A 15,883-nucleotide genomic window follows, 5' to 3' on the forward strand; every position below is an offset into this window, starting at 1 on the left:
GCGTAGCACCTGGCGCAACGTCTTCAGTGATGTTGCGCAGGTGTCATCCAGGCAGACCATCGCCGTGCGCTGCGATCGTCAGGCCGTTGCAATGCGAAGACTTTTCTACCCATCTCCGATACCGGCGAGTGCGAAAGGCCATGGCGGCCTGTTGCAGGATCAGCGCGAGCAACGGTGAAACACTCGGGTCGGGATTTTTATTGCGACTGAGTTTACGCAGTTGAAACTTCACTACAGCCATGTTCGCCAAGGCCGCCATGGCTTTGTTTTTCCAGGTGATCGGCGGCAATTGCGGGGCATTGTCGTTGCCCGCCAGCCACTGGCGAGGCAGGTGCGGGTCGATAGCAAGAGCGGTTCCGATGCCCACCATGTCCACACCGCTCTGCACGACGCTGTCGGCCACCGGGCGGCGGCGTATACCGCCAGTGACCATCACCGGCATGTTGGCGACGGTTTGGATATCACGGGCGAACTCGACGAAATAGGCTTCGCGAGCCAGGGTGCGACCATCGCGCGCGTCACCCTGCATGGCGGGTACTTCGTAGCTGCCTCCCGATAACTCCACCATGTCCACGCCCAGGTCGTTGAGCAACTCAACCACCTTTTTCGCGTCATCGGCGGTGAATCCTCCGCGCTGGAAATCGGCGGAGTTCAGCTTGACCGCCACTGCAAAATCCGCAGAAACCACAGCCCTGACCGCCTTGACGATTTCGAGCAACAGGCGCGCCCGGTTTTCCAGAGGGCCACCCCACTCGTCCGTGCGCTGGTTGGTCAACGGCGAAAGGAACTGGCTCAACAAATAGCCATGGGCAGCATGAATTTCCACACCAGTGAATCCGGCCTGTTCGCCCAGGCGTGCGGTATTCGCGAAGCGCTGAACAACCTCTTCGATCACGCCTGGGGTCATCGCATGAGGTGTGGCAAATCGCCTGGACATTTTGCCGAGATCCAGCGGCACGGCTGACGGGGCCCAGGTCTTTTGCCCAAGGTTGGACTGCATCTGGCGACCGGGATGATTGATCTGCAACCAGAACTGCGCACCACCAGACCGACCTGTACGCGCCCAGTGCTTGAACTTGTGCAATTGCTGATCGTCTTGCAACACCACGCCACCCGGTCCGGTCATGGCGCGGCCGTCGACCATAACGTTGCCGGTAATGATCAGGCCGGCACCACCGTCGGCCCATGCTTGATAGAGACGCAGCAGGTCCTTGGAAGGCGCCTGATCGGCGTCCGCCATGTTCTCCTCCATGGCAGCTTTGGCGATTCGGTTCTTGATGGTTGAACCGTTGGGAAGCATCAGGGTGTCGAACACATTCATGGAGCAGCCCTCAACTGAAGAGGAGGCCACCTTAAGATTAAAGTCAACTTTAAGGTCAATACCCTTTTGCGCAGTGCAGCAATGGAGTTTGACCTTAACGCACCGCACGCTTGCCCGGCGCTTTGCCAATGCCTTCTTCACGCAGGCGATTGATCAGCATTTGCGCATTTTCCGCGCACGCCATGCTTTCGGGCTTACCCTCGATGCCCTTGATGACGAGCAGAAGCTGCGCTTTGCTGTGGGCTAGCCGTTGCTGTAGAACAGCAATTTCCTCAACCTTTTGCTTTAGCCCGCTGAGCAATTCATCGTGCTGCCAACCGCTGGCATTCATCGGCATCAACTGCCGAATTTCTTCCAATGAAAAACCCGCCGCCTGCGCTGCGGTGATGACCTCCAACACCCACGTGGTATCAGGCGCGTAGTCCCTGTAACCATTTGCTTTGCGCTCGACAGATTTGATCAAGCCGCTCGACTCGTAGAACCGGATGCGTGAGGGCGCCAAACCACTGATTTTCGCCAGTTCGCCTATTCGCATAACCCACCCTGAACACTCTGTTGACCTTGAAGTTGACTTTAAACCTAAAGCCATCGGGGCGGCCAACCATCACGCATTGAATGCAGGCTCGACCACTGTCTGTACGCCACTGGCATCACTGCTTAGTCACACCACTGTTGATGCAACAGTTCTGGAACGCCAGCCATACGCCAACACCATCAGCAGCCCCAGAGTACCCATCGACGCTCCGGCCAGGGAAATGGCCGGATAACCCAACCCGGCGTTGATCACCGCTCCGCCCAGCGCTGCGCCAATCGCGTTGCCAAAATTGAAGGCGCCAATGTTCACCGCAGAGGCAAGATTGGGCGCGTCCTTCGCTGCTTCCATCACACGCATCTGTAGTGGCGGCACCAGGGCGAAACTGGCGATACCCCATATCAGGATGGCCAGAGCGGCCGGCACCGCCCAACGCATCAGCAGGGTGAACGCCAGCAGGACGAGAATCAGAACGCTTAGCGAGACGATCAAGGTGCGATCTATCGAGCGGTCGGCGGCCTTGCCGCCCCACAGGTTGCCCAGCGTCAACCCCACCCCGAAAAGAACCAGCATGCCAGTGATGTAGGCGGTGGAACCATTGGTCTCGCTGCTGAGGATCGGCGCGATGTAAGTGAAGACAGTAAACATCGCGCTCGACCCGACTACGGTCAGGGCCAACGCGCCCAGCACCGGACCGCGCCCCAGTACTCGAATTTCGGCCATTACACCGACGCTTTGCGACGTCTTCAGGTTAGGCAGGGCGAACCATAATGCGGCCATGGTCACCACGCCGAGGCCGGTAATTCCCCAGAAAGCGGTGCGCCAACCGAACAGTTCACCAAACCAGGTGGCCAGCGGCACACCGCCGATGGTCGCCAAGGTCAGGCCCATGAACATTGCCGCCACCGCCCCGGCACGTTTTTCCGGGGCGACCACGCTGGCGGCGACGATGGAGCCAACGCCAAAAAATGCACCATGGTTCAGTGAGGTCACCACCCTGGCGACCATGAGGCTGTAGTAATCGGTGGCCAGGGCTGACATCAGATTACCCAAGGTGAAAACCCCCATGAGCCCGATCAGCAGATAGCGTCGGGGAATCCTGCCGGTGGTCAGGGTCATCAGCGGTGCGCCGAGCAATACGCCCAGCGCATAGGCGCTGACCAGCAAACCGGCAGCGGGAATCGAAACGCCCAGATCCTGAGCGATACCCGGCAACATGCCCATGGGGGCGAATTCTGTTACGCCGATGCCAAAGGCACCGATGGCAAGTGCGACAAGTGGTGGATTGATACGCATGGAAGGCTCCTTATCTATGCCGCCAATGCTACGATGCAGTTTTTTAACGCGGTAGATAGCATTTTCGGCAATCACCTTTGCGCAGGAGGCACAAGTGGACTTCAACGGCAGGTCAGGTGAAATGAGCGTGTTCACCACCGTGGCGCACGAAGGCAGCCTGTCGGCCGCGGCGCGTGCACTGGGCGTGACGCCCTCGGCAGTCAGTCGGGTCATCGCGCGTACCGAGCAACGCCTTGGCACCCGCCTGCTGTTGCGCACCACCCGAGCGCTCGCCTTCACTGCCGAGGGCGAAGCGTTCCTGCGCGGCGCCCGGCGTATCCTGGCCGACATGGACGAGGTCGAAGCAGCGATCGCTGACCAGGGCGTGCCCAGGGGGCGATTGCGGGTCAGTGCCGCCCTTGGCCACGGGCGGCTGGCCATCGTCCCGCTGGTTGCAGCGTTCAGCGCCCGTTACCCGAACATCGTCGTCGACCTTACCCTCGGCGACGAAGTGGTCGACATTCTCGGCGGGCAGGCCGATGTCGCGATCCGCTTTGGCCATCTGCCCGACAGCCCGCTGACCGCGCGCAGGATCGGCGACACCGGCCAGGTAGTGGTGGCATCGCCCGATTATCTGCAGCGCGAGGGCATCCCCAAGGAGCCGGAAGACTTGTTTCAGCACAATTGCCTGCGCTTCAACTTCCGGCGTGCCGAACCCAACTGGCCGTTCATCCGCGATGGAAAAGAGTTTTCCCTGAAGGTCAGCGGCAACATCGAATGCAGCAGTGGTGAAGCGCTGGCACAACTTGCGCGAGTAGGCGCCGGCATTGCACGTATCGGTGAGTTCAGCGTGCGCGAGGATCTGCAGCGCGGCGCCCTGATTCCGCTGCTAGAAGCCTGGAACCCTGGGGACCAGGAACCGATTCATGCTGTGTTCGTCGGCGGGGCGGCAATGCCGGCGCGGGTGCGATTGTTCGTGGACTTCTTGCTGGAACATCACCGGATGTAAGCGCTTGATCTGAAATTTCCGGGTACTTGTGGTGTTGAAGTCTCGAAAATGTCGTTACCTCACCAGCATCAATGCTGAAACGGTAACCCCTCCAGCTTCCCCACAAGCCAGAACCTTGAATACCCACCCCCACCCCGTTAACCTTCGCCTATCGCTTTTTGTGTCTGCTGTTTCGTGTCATGGCAGCTGTGAATCGCCTCTGATTTCATAGACGGGTTCGAATGTCTGGCTTTTGCCAATTAGCCAGTTCTGAATGACGGTAGCGGGTCGGAAGCTGCCTGACACGACCGGTGGCTTTTGGCCGTTAGCTGCCCATCCTGAAGGGCAGCTATGGGTCGGGAGCGGTCGTCCATAGATATCCGCTTCAGGCCGAAAGCAGCCTTCACCAAAAACCAGGTATCGATCGATATACGCATAGACAGCCTCAACCAACCCGCCCTTGAATATCCCCCCAATACTCGCTACCCTTCGTCTCGCCGCTGCCAATTCAGCGGCCGGGTCTGCAAGCCCGCCAAGCAAAAGGCGCACAGCGCCACCTGAAAGTCATTGGCGCTTTTTTGTGCCCGTGGTTTCGATTTATGGTGGCTACGTGTGGGAGACCTTCGGGTCTGCCGGGTTCCTTTTGCCCCGGTCTTGCAGACCCGCACGTAGCCGCCACCCTATCAACTGCAAGTGATAGCTGGCGGTTCCACTGCAAAAGGGAGCTGCACAATGACAAAAATCGTCCCCGACCCCCCGCTTGTTAATCCCCGCAAAACCGCCTACACCGCCTTCGGCTGTTGCAACGGAAACCACCCTCCCCTGTTTTCCGTCTGCGAAGGCATCGAGCTCGAAGATGCGTTGGTCCATCTGTCGCTACAGATCCAATGCGCCAGGGACACCACCGCACAAGCTTGCGAGCGCGCCGACGCGCAGTTCAAGCACCTGCTGGTGGCAGCGCAGCAGTCGCTGGAGATGAGCACCGTGTTGATCGAAACGGTGCTGGACGGCATGGAGGCGCAAGCGGTAGACGCGTAACGACGTGACACCCGGGCCGCAGACGCGGCCCACTGATAGGGGTGCCTATGCGCCATGTAGGAGGCGGCCTCGCCGGCGAAGCGACGCGCGGGCAGCGCGCGGCCTAGAGAGCGCCATCAGATTCAAAGCATGCCCCCCAAACCCAGATGCAATTTCAAGACAGGTGACTGGGGATGTCTTCAGAAGGGCCACCAAAGGATCGCGGTGAGGTTATCAGGTGCCAGTCAATGCTGTTGTGCCGGTCACAAGATCGAGCGCCGCGAGCGCGGCGCTTCGCCGGCAAAGCCGGCTCCTACATGGGCTGCCACGTGCCAACGCCTGTGAGATTCGAGTTGCCAGCCACCACAACTACACCACCAGAATCGCCTCATGCACATCAATCGTCGGAATCGGCATCACCCCGCGTCGCATCTCGAGCCACTGGCGCATCTTGCAGGCATCGAAAATCTGCCCCTCGTCCATCATCGTCAGGATGAGCGTTTGAGACATACGGTAACATCCACACTGCAGGCAACGGCGCCCTTCCCACCCGGCCGGGCAGTCGATGGCCTCGGCGTGGCCCGCGCAGATCAGACAGCTCATGCAAACCCCCGGATTGTTTTTGTTGGCGGGAAAGACAGCGTTTACGCGCTACAAAACCACAGAGTGCAGATCGCACATGAAAATTCCATGCCAATCTGAAGTAAGCTTGCACTGATACTGGCCAGGTCAAGAGACCCGCCAATGGTCCCGCCGTTCGGCCACGTCGTTTTTCTGATCAGCACCGCCTGCTTCGCTTCCGCACTGTTTCCGGGGGGCTCGTCACGATATCGAGACGGTCAAAACCACTGCACGTAAAGCGGTGCAGCCCACTACCGGCTTCAGGTCAGATTGACTGGCAAGAGGCCTGGCTGAGCTCGACGTCGGCCTCGGATCGCTGCCGGACGTCGCTGATGGATGGCATCACGGCGGCTAGCCTGACCGGTGCTGGGCGGATGCCGGCGTTCGCATGAGGGTGCTGCGCACTCCCGCCGACACCGTCCACGGGCGGGCCGGCACGTACCGGATTACGCCGGCGTGGCCAGCTGAGTCTCGATGGCCGCCAGCAGTCGCGGATCGTCGGCCGCCACATCGGGTGCGAAACGCGCGACCACCTGACCGCTACGATCAACAAGAAACTTCTCGAAATTCCACAGCACGTCGGTGTGGTTGTCAGCCGCTATGCCGTAACCCTGAAGCCGCTGGCGGAAAGGGCCTTCGCCAATGCTCTCGGGTTGCGCCGCCGTAAGTGCCGCATAGAGCGGATGGCGGTCGTCGCCGTTGACCGACAGCTTGGAGAACAGCGGAAACTGGATGCCGTAGTTCAGCGAGCAGAACGCGGCGATCTCTGCATCGCTGCCCGGCTCCTGTTGCTTGAAGTTGTTGGCGGGAAAGCCCAGCACCTGCAACCCCTCGGCCTGCTTGCGCTGGTAGAGCTGCTCGAGCCCGGAGTACTGCGGGGTGAGCCCGCACCTGGACGCCACGTTGACCAGCAGCAGCACCTTGCCGCGATAGCGTCCCAGGTTGCTAAGGGTGCCATCAATCTCCTGCAAGGGAATGTCGTAAAGGGAGTTGCTCATGGGCCTGCCTCTTTTGCACGGCTGAGTTCAACGGTAAGTAACACCGGGTTTGCACCACAGATAAAGCACCAGCACCACTGCGCTCACGGACACTAGCGCAGACCACAGAAACACCCAGGCGTAGCCGTAGCCCGCGGCAATCAGCCCCAGCGACGGCCCCGCCAGTCCGACTGCAACGTCGAAGAACAGCGAAAGCGCGCTCAATGCCGAGTTGCGGTTGGCTGGCGCAATCATCGCAAGGGTTTCCATGCCAAGACCGGGATAAACCCACGATACGCCGATGCCGGTCAGGGCGCCGCCTGCAATCACCAGCGCCGGCGACGGTGCCAGCCCGACCAGCAACAGGCCAGCGCTCTGCACCAGCAGGCACATCGCAACCACCGTGTAGCCGCGCAGGCAGTGCAGGATACCCGGCGACGCCAGCCGCGCCACGATGAACCCTGCGCCAAAGCCGCTCAGGCAGAACGCCGCGCCCTGCCACCCCAGGCTATCGAAATAGAGCGCCACAAACGCCGTGAGCCCGCCGTAGCCTACCGAGCTGCACACCAACACCACCCCGTTGGGCAGCACCGCCAGCAAGACCCGGTGAAAGGCCAGCCGCGCCCCGGCCACCAGCGGCGCCGGGCGCCGGCCCAGGGCCACGAGCACAAATGCCAGGCCCAGCAGTGCGCTGCACAGCCCGACACTGGCGAGGCCGAAGGCAGTCCCCAGCAGCCGGCCCAATGGCGCGCCGACCGCTACGCCGCCATAGGCCGCGATGCCGTTCCAGGACATCACCTTGGCCGTACTGGACGCGCCGTGCAACCCGATCGCCCAGGTGCAGCAAGGTGTCGAAATCATGGCGGTACACAGCCCCAGGATGACCCTGCCGAGCACCAGCAGGGCCAGGCAAAGCCACAACGGGACCGGCAGCGCCAGCGCCAGCCAGGTCAGCAGGCCGCTGACGATCAGGCCGCCGAGACCGCAGAGCACCGCGCTCCTGGCCCCGAAGCGGTCTGCCACACTGCCTGCCAGCGGCCGTGCGAACAAGGTGGCCACGTACTGCACGCCAATTACCGCACCGGCCAGCACCGCACCCAGGCCAAGGTCGTGCAACACGAAGCCCGGCAGTACCGCCAGCGGCAAGCCGCTGCACACGTAGCCGACGAAGTTGAAGCAGATGATCGATAGAATCTGCGCATTGGAACGCGCCGGCCTAATGGCCGCTGTAGCAGCCCAGCGCAACCACATAGCCGCCTACCCGTTGCAGGAAAGTTGTCTTGAACTCGTTTTGCCCGGTGATGGGGTTGCGCCACAGGTAGTCGAGCTTGCCGGTTTCATGCTGTTGCATCTGGCGCAGCATGGCCTGCCCGATCGGCTGGCCATCGGCGGACTGCAGTGACGTGAAGTCAGTGCCGATCAGGCGCGGCAAGAAGCCGTGGGCGACGAAGCGTTGAGTCTTGAGGTCCACCACGAAGGCATACAGGTCATCCTGGCTGAGCTGTCTGTCGTGCTGGTTGATGCGGGTGAAGGTCGCTTTCGGGTCGTTGCGTACCTGTTCGGCGACCTGCTGCAGCAGTGCGCGGGCCTGCTCGGGGCTGGAGCGCGGCAGGTAGTAGCCCACGGAGAGCACCCGCTCGCCCACCCGTTGGTAGAACACGCGCTTGCGCTCCACCTTGGCGTGCTGCCAGTTCCACCAGCGGTACTCGGCGCTGCGCACACTGCCGTCTGCAGGCTGCTCGATGGCCTGGCGGAATGCGGCCTTGAGATCGTCGTCCAGCACGCTGACCACTGGTTTGCCAACCAGCGACGCCGACGGCCCGCCGCTGGCCAGCATCACCCCAGAGGTATCAACCACATAGATGTACAGCTCGCCATCGATGAACTCGCCCTGGCGGCTGAATGCGGCCAGGGCGCTGTCGCCACTGGCCTGGTAACGGGCGACGGCCTTGGCCAGCAACGCCTGCGCGCGCTGGCTTTCAGCACCGTAGGCATCGTTGGACGGCGGCTGCGCCATGGCGAACACGCAGGCAAGGCATAGGCATAAACCTGCGAATGCTCGATAAAGGCTCATTTTCATGATTTCTCCGGTGACCTTTCGGCTAGTACTGCCACGCCATGCCCGGCGGAGCCTAGAGCGTGCGGCCGATGATCTCTTTCATGATTTCCGAGGTACCGCCGTAGATCCGCGCCACGCGTGCATCGACCCAGGCCCGGCTGATCTTGTATTCGCTCATGAAGCCGTAACCGCCATGCAGTTGCAGGAACTCGTCAAGCAGCTTGCCCTGCATCTCAGAGCCCAGCAGCTTGGCCATGGCCGCCACATCCGCCGGCAACTCGCCACGCATCACCCTGGCCAGGCAATCGTCAACGAACACCCTGAGCATGGTGAACTGCGCCTTGGCCTCAGCAAGCTTGAAACGGGTGTTCTGCAGGTCCAGCACCGGCTTGCCGAACACCTTTCGCTCGCGGGTGTAGTCGATGGTCTCGTGCAGCAGCGTTTCGATCGACTGCGCGGCGCGTATCGCGATGATCAGGCGCTCCCACGCCAACTGGTGAGTCAGGTACTTGAACCCCTGGCCCTCTTCACCCAGGCGGTTGTCGACGGGCACCCGCACATCATCGAAAAACAGCTCGGCGGTGTCTTGGCCCTTCAAACCGATCTTTTCAAGCAGGCGCCCCTTGGAAAAGCCCTGGCGCTCTTCCTCGACGCAAATCAGGGTCAGTTCCTTGGCGTTCAGGTCCAGCTTGGTGGCGGTGACCATCAGCCCTGCGTTGCCGCCGTTGGTGATGAAGGTCTTCTGGCCGGATACCACGTAGTCATCGCCGTCGCGGCGCGCCAGGGTACGCATCGAGCGCAGGTCGCTGCCGATGCCGGGCTCGCTCATGGCAATCACGCCGATCAGCTCGCCGCTGACCATGCGCGGCAACCAGCGCTGCTTCTGTGCCTCGCTGCCGTAGGCAACGATATAGGGGGCGACGATCTCGGAGTGGGTGGTGAAACCCACGGCCGTGGCATTGGCCCGCGCCAGCTCCTCGATCATCACCGCCGAGTGGCCGAAGTCGCCGCCGGGGCCGCCGTACTCCTCGGGCACGGTCGAACACAACAGGCCGGTCTCCCCCGCCTTGAGCCAGACCTCCTTGGGCACGATGCCGTTCTTTTCCCACTCATGCAGGTAGGGCACGATCTCGCGGTCAACGAACCGGCGCGCCTGCTCGCGGAACATATTGTGGTCTTCACGGAAAACGCCACGCATCTTCAATACTCCAAAAGTCTGTCGAGGGCCTTGCGCCGATCACCGGTCGAGGTAGTCGGGGGTGCGCTTTTCGACGAAGGCCGAAACGGCTTCCTGGTGGTCTTCTGTGTGGTGCGCCAGCGACTGATAGGCCGCCGACAGTTCCAGCAACGAGTCCAGGCGCATGTGCTGGCCTTCGCGCAGCAGGCGCTTGCACAGCCGCAGCGCATGACCCGAGTTGCTAGCGATACGCTCGGCCAGCGAGCGCGCCTCGGCCATCAGCGTCTGGTGCGTGCACACCTGCTCCACCAGCCCCCACTCCAGCGCCTTGACCGCGTTGATGGTGTCGCCGGTAAAGGACATCAGGCTGGCCCTGGGCACACCGATGATCCTAGGCAGCAGCCAGGCCCCACCATCGCCAGGCACGATGCCCAGACGCACGAAGCTCTCGGCGAACACCGCCGAGGTCGATGCCAGGCGGATATCACACATGCAGGCCAGGTCCAGGCCCGCGCCGATGGCGGGGCCGTTGACGGCAGCGATGACCGGAATGTCCAGCTCGTACAGCGCCAGGGGGATGCGCTGGATGCCATCACGGTAAGTGTCGCGCAGCGCATAGGGCGAGCCCGCGAAGATGCCGGCCCGCTCGTGCATGTCCTTGACATTCCCGCCCGCACAAAAGGCGCTGCCGTTGCCGGTAAGCACCATGACCCGCGCCGACTTGTCGCGACGCAACGCCGCGCACAGGTCGACGAATTCCTGAATCTGCCCGGGCGTTGTCAGGGCATTGCGGGTGTCGGGGTGGTCCATGCGCACGGTGACAATGCCGCCGGCGCGCTCGATATGAAGGAACGGGGTCATAGCCGATTGCTCACAAGGCCGGTCAAGGGGTGGATGCCGTGGCGGGTCAGCAGCGGCCAGTAGCCCTCGCTGCCGCCCTGGCATATCTGTGCGCCCAGGCGCTGGCTCCACAGGCTGGCCGAGCCGAATTCACTGCGCCATGCCCACAGCCTGCGGCTTAGCAGGTGCAGGGGGTATTCCTCGGTGAAGCCGATGGCGCCATGCACCGAATGACCAATGCTGGCACCGACACTCGCGGCGTCGGCGCTGCTGATCTTGGCCACCGCGATGGTCAGCCCGGCCAGCCCGCTGACAGACTCGCAAAAGGCCGCCTCGGCGGCGATTCTGGCCGCGGCCGTTTGCTGGGCAAGTACCGCCAACTGTTGCTGGATGGCCTGGAACGAGCCGATGGCCTTGCCAAACTGCTTGCGCTCGCGCGCATAACCGGCGGCCATGTCGAGCAGTGCCTGCAGTGCCCCGGCGATCTGCGCCGAGCGGAGCATCGCGCCCCCCAGCTTCAGCACGTCGGCACCGAGCCCATCCGGCAGCGGTGCGTGGGCAAGCACTGGCGCAGCACTGAAGGCCAGGTCGTCACGCGGCTCACCCGCCACGTTGAGGCTGAGAGTGAGGTCGCTGGCCGTGCTGCGCTGCAGCAGCACCACCTGCGGTGTGCCCGCAGCAGTGGTGGCGATGGCTACCAGCGCCTCCACGTTGCGGCCCCAGGGCACGGCGTGAGCAGTGCCGCTGACATGCCCGTCGGCCAGGCTCAGTTCGGCGCGGGCGGCGATGCTCAAGGCACCCTCTCGCCCTTCCAGACCTGCCTTGCCCAGCACCCAGTTGGCCAGCAGCGCCTCGCCCAGAGGGGCCGGCACTGCATGCCGACCGGCGGCGCGCACCATCACGTACATATCGGCCCAGCTGGCATCGGCGCCACCCAGCGCCTCGGGGGCACCGGCCAGGGTAAAGCCCGAATCGTCCAGCGCGGCCCAAAGCTGCGCCGGCCACTCGCCGCCTTCGCAACCGAGCACATAGGCCGGCGTTGCCAGGTCGGCAAAAAGGCGCTCGATCATGGTTTCGAAAAGTTCGCGCATTATCGCAACTCCAGGCCGCGGGCAATGATGCCGCGCAGAATCTCGCGCGTGCCGCCACGCAGGGAAAAGGACGGTGCCATTTGTGTCAGGTAGGCCAGCACACGTGCGTATTCGCTGCCACCGGCCTGGCGCGGCTCGGTGTCCAGCAGTAGCTGCGCGACTTGCGGCAGGTCCTGTTCGAACACGTTGCCCAGGTCTTTCACGCACGCGGCAGCCCAGGCCGGCTGCTCGCCCGCCGCCAGTTGCGCGGTAACCGACAGCGACATGTTGCGCAATGTCAGCAGCCTGGCCGTCAGACGCCCTATTTCCCGCGCCTGCAAGGCATCGGGCGAGGAGCCCAGCGCGTCGATCAGGCAGGTGAGCAATGCCATGCAACTGAGAAAGCGCTCCGGACCGCTTCGCTCGAACGCCAGTTCCGCAGTCACCTGATCCCAGCCCTTGCCTTCGCTGCCGATGAGCGCATCGACCGGCAGGCGCACGTTGTCGAAGAACACTTCGTTGAAGTGCTCCCCCCCGGCCAGGTCGCGAATTGGCCGGACAGTGATCCCGGGCACGCTCAAGTCGACGATGAACTGTGACATGCCCTCGTGACGCGCGGCTTGCCTTTCGCCGGTGCGCACCAGGGCGATCATGTATTGCGAATGGTGCGCGTTGGTGGTCCAGACCTTCTGCCCGTTGAGCAGCCAGCCGTCGCCCTCACGCTGCGCAGTGCTCTTGATCGAGGCCAGGTCTGAGCCGGAATTGGGCTCGCTCATGCCAATACAGAAGTAGCTTTCGCCGCGGCAGATGGCAGGTAGGTAGCGCTGTTTCTGCTGTTCGGTACCGAAGCGGTTGATCAGCGGCCCGCTCTGTCGGTCGGCGATCCAGTGGGCCGACACCGGCGCTCCAGCCGCCAGCAGTTCCTCGATGACCACATACCGCGCAAACGGCCCCGCCGCTGCACCGCCATAGGCCTTGGGCAAGGCCATGCCGACCCAGCCGCGGGCGCCCAGTTGCCGGCTGAATGCGGCATCGAAGCCCATCCAGGACTGTGCACGCAAGGTCGGCGGATAATCGGCCAGATGGGCCTGAATGAAAGCCCGGACATCGGCGCGAAGTGCCTCGGCCTCGGGAGGAATGGAGCTGTAACTGAATTGACTGATGGCCATGGGCGCTCTCTAACGCTGAACACTGGCGCAATCGCCCCGCCTTGGGGCGAGCACGGAACCGTCCCCTTGCCCCAGCCGCCGATGCGCGACGCCTGGGACAAGGGTGACGACTTACAACGCGGTTTGCGCGTCAGCCTGGGCGAACATCGCGTTGATGTCGCCGGAGGTCACCGGCTTGTTGTCATGCCGGCCGTGATCAGCGCCGCCCAGGCCCAGCGCGGGCTCGATGCTGACGTGTGTGGCCTGGGCTCGCAGCGCGCCCACCGTGCAATTCTCGCGACCATGAATGGCAAATGGATCGAAGGAGAACTCGCGCATTGCATTGAGGTGGGTGACCTTGTCGATGACCTCCTTGGACAGGTGCTGCAACCCTTCCCAGGCTGTTTCCGGAGAATTGGGCCAGGTGCAGTCGGAGTGCGGGTAATCGCTCTCCCAGGTGACCATGTCGGCGTTTAGGAAATCCAGGTTCTTGAGGCCGAAGTTGTCCTCGATGAAACAGGTGATGAAGTGCTTGTTGAAGATGTCGCTGGGCATCTTCCCGTCGAAGTTGGAGTTGGTCCAGGCGTTGTGATGGCGGTGTGTGAAGTCGGCACGCTCCAACAGGTAGGGCACCCAACCGATGCCTCCTTCGGACAGGGCCATGCGCAGGTCGGGGAATTTCTTCCACATCGGCGCCCAGATCCAGTCCGCCGCCGAGTTGGCGATGGAGATCGGCATAGAGGTGATCCACGCATCGATCGGTGACATGTCGGACGCATGGTCCGCCTTGACCCCGGTGCCGATATGGCAGCAGATGACCACCTTGTTGTCGCTGCACGCCTTCCACAGCGGGTCCCAGTAGTCGCTGTGAATCGACGGGTAGCCGTGGATCGCCGGATTGTCCGACAGCGAGATGGCATGCACGCCCTGACGCGCCAGACGCACGACCTCGGCGGCGGCGGCCTGCATGTCCCACCACGGCACGATCATCAGAGGGATGAAGCGGCCCGGTGCGGCATTGCACCAGTCGTGCAGGTGCCAGTCGTTATAGGCCTGGATCGCGGCCAGTGACACAGCGCGGTCGCCATGCACCTGAAAGCGCTGTCCGGCAAAGCCCGGGAAGGTTGGGAAGCACAACGAGCCCAGCACGCCATTGGCGTTCATGTCGTCGACGCGGTCCTTGATGTTCCAGGTGCCACGACGCATCTGGTCGTAGCCCAGCGGCTCCATGCCGTATTCCTCTTTCGGTCGACCGACCACCGAGTTCAGGCCCATGTAGCCAGTGGCCTGTTCTTCGAACACCCACACGTCGCGCTCGCCCTTCTTGACCACGTGCGGCTCGCGCCCCTTGAAGCGGGCCGGCATATGGCGAGCGAAGGCATTGGGCGGCTCGATTGCGTGGTCATCGACGCTGACGAGAATCAGATCTTCAACTTTCATGGCTATCCCCTTGGCATTCGGGCTTGTTGTTGTGAAATGAAGCATAGAGCAGATCCGAATTTAATTAAACACTTTTTTTGTTTGTGTTCAATTTACATCATTTCTGCAGGGCTTCCAGCAGCGGTCAGAGCCGGCTTCAGTCCCACAACACGTGCAGGTAATGCGGGCCGCGCAGCTGCGCGCCGACGATCTGCGGTGCGGGTTTTTCCGGGTTCAGGCGGATATTGGGCATCAGGTCGAGAATTGCGTTGAGCGCGCAGTTGATCTCGGTCTTGGCAACGAACTGGCCGATGCACATATGCGGTCCGAACCCGAAGCCGAAGGACGGCTTGGGCTTGCGGTCGATATCGAAGATGTCGGCATGCTCGAATGCGTCTTCGTCGCGGTTGGCGGAGGTGACAATGCACTGCACCATCGCTCCCTGGGGGATCGGCACACCGCGTATCTGCAGGTCCTTGGCAGCCTGGCGTACCTTGAAGGTAGCCACCGGCTCGAAGCGCACTGCTTCGTCGATGGCCTTGTTCACCAGGCTGCGATCATTACGTACCCGCTCCAACACTTCAGGGTGCTGCAGCAGTAGCGACATCAGGGTGCCAAAGGTGCGGGTGGTGGTTTCACTCGCCGCCGGCAGCAGCGAGCGCACGAAGGTCGCGATTTCATGATCGTCCAACGACCGCCCCTGGAACTCGGCCTGGATCAGCCGGCTGATCAGGTCATCGCCTGTACCGCCCTGGGCGCGGCGCTCAGCCACCACGTCCTTGACCACGTCATACAATGCCTGGGCCGCCTGCATTGCCGCGCCGCGGGCTGCAGCAGCCTTTTCGGGGTCGACCTGAGGCCCCGCCAGGATCGCCAGCGCCCAGGCCGCATACTGCTCGATCTGCTCGGGCCGGTCTTCGGGGAAGCCGATCAGCGAGTAGATGACGCGGATGGGGAAATACAGCGCAAAGTCCATCAGGTCGGCCGATCTGGCAGGCACCATCGGTTTAAGGTATTCCTCGCGAATCACCCGGTCGATGCGGGTTTCCTTCCAGCGGTTTACGGTATCGGGCATGAATACCGGCTGCAGCAGGCTGCGAATGTTGCGGTGTGCCTCGCCATCCATCGCAGTGAGGATCAAGCCATCGAAAAAAGCGCCCAGGCCCTCGGCGATGAAGCCGCTGGTGAAGTTGCCGGCATCGCGCATCACGGACATCACGTCATCGTACTTGAACAAGGTGAAGGTCGGGCGGCTGGCGTCCAGCCCGGCGATTGACGGCACTCCAAGGCGTGCCATGAAGTTATCTTGCAGTACCGGGGAATGGGCCCGCATGTCACGGTAGGTGGCGTGCAGGTCGATGTCGCTATTGCCACGGTAATTGCTGGCTACATCGCTGAAGGCCTTTGTCAGGTCATTGTGTGCCGGTGTGGACATGATC

The 15,883-nt window shown here is 62.4% G+C and carries 15 protein-coding genes; 2 read left to right on the top strand and 13 right to left on the bottom strand.

Annotated features, from left to right (window positions below; all coding sequences use genetic code 11):
- Positions 1-43 precede the first annotated feature (43 nt).
- From V9K84_RS10800 to V9K84_RS10810, 3 genes are all read right to left on the bottom strand, one after another.
- The gene (locus V9K84_RS10800; protein WP_088514795.1) at positions 44-1,321 is read right to left on the bottom strand and encodes an NADH:flavin oxidoreductase/NADH oxidase family protein; all 1,278 of its coding nucleotides are present in this window, start codon (positions 1,319-1,321) and stop codon (positions 44-46) included.
- Positions 1,322-1,415: 94 nt separating this feature from the next.
- Positions 1,416-1,856 (bottom strand): MerR family transcriptional regulator, encoded by a 441-nt coding sequence (locus tag V9K84_RS10805; protein ID WP_088514796.1) that lies wholly within the window; start codon positions 1,854-1,856, stop codon positions 1,416-1,418.
- Between the two features lie 126 nt (positions 1,857-1,982).
- Positions 1,983-3,149: an MFS transporter gene (locus V9K84_RS10810; protein WP_088514797.1), complete on the bottom strand. Its 1,167-nt coding sequence runs from the start codon at positions 3,147-3,149 to the stop codon at positions 1,983-1,985.
- Positions 3,150-3,243: 94 nt separating this feature from the next.
- Here V9K84_RS10810 and V9K84_RS10815 point away from each other — a divergent pair, with 94 nt between their 5' ends.
- Positions 3,244-4,137 (top strand): LysR family transcriptional regulator, encoded by an 894-nt coding sequence (locus V9K84_RS10815; RefSeq protein ID WP_088514798.1) that lies wholly within the window; start codon positions 3,244-3,246, stop codon positions 4,135-4,137.
- Between the two features lie 711 nt (positions 4,138-4,848).
- Positions 4,849-5,154 carry a DUF3077 domain-containing protein gene (locus V9K84_RS10820; RefSeq protein WP_088514799.1) on the top strand — a complete coding sequence of 102 codons (306 nt, stop codon included), beginning with the start codon at positions 4,849-4,851 and terminating at the stop codon, positions 5,152-5,154.
- 348 nt (positions 5,155-5,502) lie between these two features.
- Here the strand turns inward: V9K84_RS10820 and V9K84_RS10825 are convergent, their stop codons facing one another.
- From V9K84_RS10825 to V9K84_RS10870, 10 genes are all read right to left on the bottom strand, one after another.
- Positions 5,503-5,643, bottom strand: a complete 141-nt coding sequence (locus V9K84_RS10825) for a hypothetical protein (RefSeq protein WP_168186839.1) — start codon at positions 5,641-5,643, stop codon at positions 5,503-5,505.
- 557 nt (positions 5,644-6,200) lie between these two features.
- On the bottom strand, positions 6,201-6,752 hold the full coding sequence (locus V9K84_RS10830) for a glutathione peroxidase (protein WP_088514800.1): 552 nt from the start codon (positions 6,750-6,752) through the stop codon (positions 6,201-6,203).
- Positions 6,753-6,779: 27 nt separating this feature from the next.
- Positions 6,780-7,982: an MFS transporter gene (locus V9K84_RS10835; protein ID WP_088514801.1), complete on the bottom strand. Its 1,203-nt coding sequence runs from the start codon at positions 7,980-7,982 to the stop codon at positions 6,780-6,782.
- Positions 7,948-8,805, bottom strand: a complete 858-nt coding sequence (locus V9K84_RS10840) for a cache domain-containing protein (protein WP_088514891.1) — start codon at positions 8,803-8,805, stop codon at positions 7,948-7,950. The genes V9K84_RS10835 and V9K84_RS10840 overlap by 35 nt, the downstream gene beginning before the upstream one ends.
- A gap of 58 nt (positions 8,806-8,863) precedes the next feature.
- A complete protein-coding gene (locus V9K84_RS10845) occupies positions 8,864-9,988 on the bottom strand; it encodes an acyl-CoA dehydrogenase family protein (protein WP_088514802.1) in 1,125 nt (374 codons plus the stop codon).
- A gap of 39 nt (positions 9,989-10,027) precedes the next feature.
- Positions 10,028-10,828: a crotonase/enoyl-CoA hydratase family protein gene (locus V9K84_RS10850; protein ID WP_088514803.1), complete on the bottom strand. Its 801-nt coding sequence runs from the start codon at positions 10,826-10,828 to the stop codon at positions 10,028-10,030.
- Positions 10,825-11,898 carry an acyl-CoA dehydrogenase family protein gene (locus V9K84_RS10855; RefSeq protein ID WP_088514804.1) on the bottom strand — a complete coding sequence of 358 codons (1,074 nt, stop codon included), beginning with the start codon at positions 11,896-11,898 and terminating at the stop codon, positions 10,825-10,827. Before V9K84_RS10855 ends, V9K84_RS10850 begins: the two co-directional genes overlap by 4 nt.
- On the bottom strand, positions 11,898-13,046 hold the full coding sequence (locus tag V9K84_RS10860) for an acyl-CoA dehydrogenase family protein (RefSeq protein WP_088514805.1): 1,149 nt from the start codon (positions 13,044-13,046) through the stop codon (positions 11,898-11,900). Before V9K84_RS10860 ends, V9K84_RS10855 begins: the two co-directional genes overlap by 1 nt.
- Before the next feature lie 111 nt (positions 13,047-13,157).
- On the bottom strand, positions 13,158-14,465 hold the full coding sequence (locus V9K84_RS10865) for an amidohydrolase family protein (RefSeq protein WP_088514806.1): 1,308 nt from the start codon (positions 14,463-14,465) through the stop codon (positions 13,158-13,160).
- A gap of 136 nt (positions 14,466-14,601) precedes the next feature.
- On the bottom strand, positions 14,602-15,879 hold the full coding sequence (locus V9K84_RS10870; RefSeq protein ID WP_088514892.1) for a cytochrome P450: 1,278 nt from the start codon (positions 15,877-15,879) through the stop codon (positions 14,602-14,604).
- Positions 15,880-15,883: the final 4 nt, after the last annotated feature.

Source organism: Pseudomonas sp. AE27, assembly GCF_037113495.1.
GTDB lineage: Bacteria > Pseudomonadota > Gammaproteobacteria > Pseudomonadales > Pseudomonadaceae > Aquipseudomonas > Aquipseudomonas palmensis.

Bases quoted from the DNA above. Each gene is read 5' to 3' on its own strand.
- V9K84_RS10800 (WP_088514795.1), bottom strand. From the start codon at position 1,321: ATGAATGTGTTCGACACCCTGATGCTTCCCAACGGTTCAACCATCAAG.
- V9K84_RS10805 (WP_088514796.1), bottom strand. From the start codon at position 1,856: ATGCGAATAGGCGAACTGGCGAAAATCAGTGGTTTGGCGCCCTCACGC.
- V9K84_RS10810 (WP_088514797.1), bottom strand. From the start codon at position 3,149: ATGCGTATCAATCCACCACTTGTCGCACTTGCCATCGGTGCCTTTGGC.
- V9K84_RS10820 (WP_088514799.1), top strand. From the start codon at position 4,849: ATGACAAAAATCGTCCCCGACCCCCCGCTTGTTAATCCCCGCAAAACC.
- V9K84_RS10825 (WP_168186839.1), bottom strand. From the start codon at position 5,643: ATGTCTCAAACGCTCATCCTGACGATGATGGACGAGGGGCAGATTTTC.
- V9K84_RS10830 (WP_088514800.1), bottom strand. From the start codon at position 6,752: ATGAGCAACTCCCTTTACGACATTCCCTTGCAGGAGATTGATGGCACC.
- V9K84_RS10835 (WP_088514801.1), bottom strand. From the start codon at position 7,982: ATGTGGTTGCGCTGGGCTGCTACAGCGGCCATTAGGCCGGCGCGTTCC.
- V9K84_RS10840 (WP_088514891.1), bottom strand. From the start codon at position 8,805: ATGAGCCTTTATCGAGCATTCGCAGGTTTATGCCTATGCCTTGCCTGC.
- V9K84_RS10845 (WP_088514802.1), bottom strand. From the start codon at position 9,988: ATGCGTGGCGTTTTCCGTGAAGACCACAATATGTTCCGCGAGCAGGCG.
- V9K84_RS10850 (WP_088514803.1), bottom strand. From the start codon at position 10,828: ATGACCCCGTTCCTTCATATCGAGCGCGCCGGCGGCATTGTCACCGTG.
- V9K84_RS10855 (WP_088514804.1), bottom strand. From the start codon at position 11,898: ATGCGCGAACTTTTCGAAACCATGATCGAGCGCCTTTTTGCCGACCTG.
- V9K84_RS10860 (WP_088514805.1), bottom strand. From the start codon at position 13,046: ATGGCCATCAGTCAATTCAGTTACAGCTCCATTCCTCCCGAGGCCGAG.
- V9K84_RS10865 (WP_088514806.1), bottom strand. From the start codon at position 14,465: ATGAAAGTTGAAGATCTGATTCTCGTCAGCGTCGATGACCACGCAATC.
- V9K84_RS10870 (WP_088514892.1), bottom strand. From the start codon at position 15,879: ATGTCCACACCGGCACACAATGACCTGACAAAGGCCTTCAGCGATGTA.